The sequence below is a fragment of the Streptosporangium sp. NPDC001559 genome, from assembly GCF_042893955.1.
Taxonomy (GTDB): Bacteria; Actinomycetota; Actinomycetes; order Streptosporangiales; family Streptosporangiaceae; genus Streptosporangium.
Window position 1 is genome coordinate 1 of sequence record NZ_JBIAVG010000042.1, and the last position, 3,807, is coordinate 3,807.

Genomic DNA, 3,807 nt, shown 5'->3' on the forward strand with positions numbered 1-3,807 from the left:
TGGGTTCGGTCACCGCGACGCGGTCGGGGTGTTCCCGGGCCCGCACCTCGAACACCTCATGCACCGGAACCTCCACGACCCTCCGCAGCGTGTCCCGCCACCCGGCGGCCAGCCCCGCGACCGTCGCGGCGTCGAACAGGTCCGTGCTGTACTCGACGACGCCGAAGATCCGCTCGCCGTCGTCGGTGATCTGCCAGGTCAGGTCGAACTTCGAGGTTCCGGTCGGGACCAGCTCGCGGGTCCCGGTCGCCGTGCCGAGCCGTACCGGGCGGGCGTCGTGGCGGTGCATCTCGAAGGCGACCTGGGCGAAGGCGGCGCGTTCCCCCGAGTGGTCGCGGGCGACACGGTCGAGGAGGAGCTGGAAGGGCACGTCCTGGTGGCCGAGGTCGGCGAGCACGTCCTCACGCACCTGGCCGAGCAGTTCGCGGAAGCCCACGTCCGTCCGTGCCCGCACCCGCAGCGGGACCAGGTTGACGAAGTAGCCGATCAGGCCCTCCTCGTCGTGCTCCCGGTCGGCGACGGGCGTGGCGACGACGAGGTCCTCCTGCCCGGTACGGCTACGCAGCGTCAGGCAGAAGGCGGCCAGGAGCACCATGAACGGCGTCGCGCCCTCCGCCCGCGCCAGGTCGCGCACCCGCTCCGCGAGGTCGGCCCCGAGGTCGAACCGTACGGCGGCGCCCGCCGGGGTGCGCTCCCCGGGGACACGGTCGGTGGGCAGGTCGAGTTCCCTCGGGGCGCCTTCGAGTCTGCGCTCCCAGTAGGCCAGTCCCTCGTCCAGGGCGTTCCCGCGTACCAGGCGGCGCTGCCGTACGGCGTGGTCGCGAGAGCGGGTGGGCAGCTCGGTGAGCCGGGGCTCCCGGCCGTCGAGGGCGGCGGCGTAGATCTCGGCCAGTTCGGTCTCGAAGACGCCGAGTGACCACTCGTCCCACACGATGTGGTGCAGGACGACCAGCAGCACCCAGCCGTCCTCGCCGTCGCGCGTCAGCAGGGTCCGCAGCAGCGGCCCCCGCTCCAGGTCGAACGGCCTGCGGGCCTCGCGGGCGACGACCTCCTCGGAGTACTCCTCGACGTGCTCCCCGATGGTGAGCCGTACGAGGGAGGAGGACAGGACGTCCTGTTCCGGTTCGCCGAGGGTGGCGGGGAAGGCGGTGCGCAGGGCCTCGTGCCGTTCGACGAGCGCGTTCAGGGACCGTTCGAGCGCCGGGACGTCGATCGCGCCACGCAGCCGGAACAGCCACGGCACGTTGTAGAGCGGCGCGCCCGGGTTCCACTGCTCGGCCAGCCACAGGGCGTGCTGCCCGAGGGAGAGCGGCCTGCCCTCCTCCTCGTACGGCGCGGCGGGCTCCGGCTCGGCGGCCGGAGCCGGCTGGGGGGCGCGTTCCACGTCGAGTCGCGCCGCCAGGTCGGCCAGGACCGGGGTGTCGAAGACGGCCTGGGGCGACAGGCCCTTGCCGAAGTGGCCGAACAGCCTGGCGGTGATGCGGAGCGCGGCGAGCGAGTCACCGCCGAGCGCGAAGAAGTCGTCACCGCGTCCGACGCTCTCGACGCCGAGGACCTCCTGCCACAGGTCGGCCAGCAGCTGTTCCGTCTCGGTCCGCGGGGGTTCGGTCCCCTCGCCGTGCTCCGGGCCGCGCGGGAGCGGCGGCAACGCGTCGCGGTCGAGTTTGCCGCCCTCGGTCAGCGGCAGCCGGTCCAGCGGGATCAGGTGCGCGGGCAGCAGGTAGGCGGGCAGTCGCTCGGCCAGGAACGCCATCAGTTCCCCGACGTTCGGCGTCTCGGTGACCACGTAGCCGACAAGCCGGGTCCTGCCGTCCTCGTCGTCCCGGCCGAGCACCGCGCACCGCCGTACCGCGGGGTGCTGCTCCAGGACCCGCTGGGTCTCCGCCGGCTCGACGCGGTGTCCCCGGATCTTGACCTGGTCGTCGGTCCTGCCGAGGAAGTCCAGCCTTCCGTCCGCGTCGAGGCGGACGAGGTCGCCCGTGCGGTACATGCGCGCGCCGGGGGCGCCGTACGGGTCGGGCACGAAACGCTGGGCCGTCAGTCCGGGTTGTCCCGTGTAGCCGAGGGCGAGGGGGCCGCCGCCGACGTAGAGCTCCCCGGCGACCCCGGTCGGGCAGGGCGTGAGGTCCTGGTCGAGGACGTGGAGCACTCGGTCGCCGCAGGCGGTGCCGATCGGGATCTCGTCCGTCACGACCTCGGTCACCTCGTGGACGGTCGCGGTGATCACACACTCGGTCGGCCCGTAGGCGTTGAGCAGCCGCACGTCCGGGGCGTGCCGAAGCCACGAGCGGGCGGCCCGGGGGGACATCCGCTCGCTGCCGGAGATCATCAGCCGGAGGCTGTGCCCCTCGGGCAGCGGAGTCCGGTCGAGTCCGAGGGCCAGCTCGTTCCAGTAGCCGGCGGGCAGGTTGGCGACCGTGACCCGCTCACGACGCAGGAGGTCGAGGAGGTCGCCGATCGCGGGGGCGCGCTCCTCGCCGAAGACGACGCTCGCCCCGACGGTCAGCGGCGCGAGCGCCTGCTCGACGGCGACGTCCACGTACGGCTGCGCGAACCGCAGGACACGGTCGTCCTCACGCAGTCCGAACCGCTCGCCGATCCCGGCGAGGTGCTCGGCCAGTGCGCCGTACGAGACGCTGACGCCCTTGGGCCTGCCGGTCGTGCCGGAGGTGTACACGAGATAGGCGGGGTGGGCCGGGTCGGGCGGGGTGAGGCCGGACGCCTCGGCCACCTCGTCACCGAGGTTCGCGTCGAGCCGTACCAGGGGGATCTCTCCCAGGGCATCGCCGTCGCCGCCATCGCTGAGGAGAAGGCGGGCGGCGCTGTCCCGCAGGGTGAACCGGTGGCGGTCGGCGGGGGCGGCGGGGTCGAGCGCGAGGTGGGCGGCGCCCGCCCGCAGTACGGCGAGCATCGCGACCAGGCCGTTCACCGGGTCCTGCGCGCGCACGGCGACGACCTGTCCCGGGACCACCCCGTGCCCGCGCAGCAGCCCGGCGAGTACGGCGGTGCGCCGGTCGAGTTCGGCGTGGGAAAAGGTCAGGCGCGGACCCACTACAGCGGGTCCATCGGGATGCTCTTTAGCGCGCAGAGCCAGCAGGGATTCCCACCCAGCTTTTCGTAACATAGCGGTGACCTCGGAGTTCCAGACCCCCAATCCACGTGCTGTTTTGCTCGTGGAAAATGCCTTTGTCATGGCACGGAACTCCTCTGGAAATCGGGCTGGTGCTACTGGCGAGAATGTGGGGGCTGTGCGCTATAACCCGTTTCGGTTGTCCGCGAACGGCGGAGCGCTGGGCCGGGGGACGGCACCCCGGTACATGCGTTTTTCGCAACCTAAGGAATCCTTGCGCAAGCTATCTTGTCAAGGTGTGAGTGTCAAGGGGATGCCTTGACAGCAGGGCTTTCTGGCCCGGGTTACATGATGGAGGCGTTCTGTTTCTCATGGTGAGAGGGGGCATAGTGAACGACTATTGAACAGTCGTAATGGATTACGGCTGTTGCGGTCGGTGAAACTATTGACACCGTAGGAATCAGTGCACAAGATGTGTTGCGCAAGAGTCCCTTAGGGGTTGATCTCCCAGGAACGGGGACCACGCTGTTTTTGGCGCTATTGGATGCGCGCCCTAATGGAAGCGTGGTTGCGGGCTACCTGCACATATTTCACCGGCGGCTGTGTGGCGTGATTTTCGGAAGGGTCCCGTGTCATGACCAAAACGTTCTCCAGGAGTCACGCCGATGGTGCGGTGCATGAGGTGTTCGAGGTGCGGGCCCGGGAACACCCCGACCGCGTCGCGGTGACCGAACCCG

Annotated in this window: 1 protein-coding gene; it reads right to left on the bottom strand. The window is 70.5% G+C overall.

The genetic code is table 11. The features are described 5' to 3' along the window. The coding region (locus ACFYY8_RS42025) for an amino acid adenylation domain-containing protein (protein ID WP_390050687.1) at nucleotides 1–3,052 on the bottom strand (3,052 nt) is incomplete at its 3' end. Nucleotides 3,053–3,807: the final 755 nt, after the last annotated feature.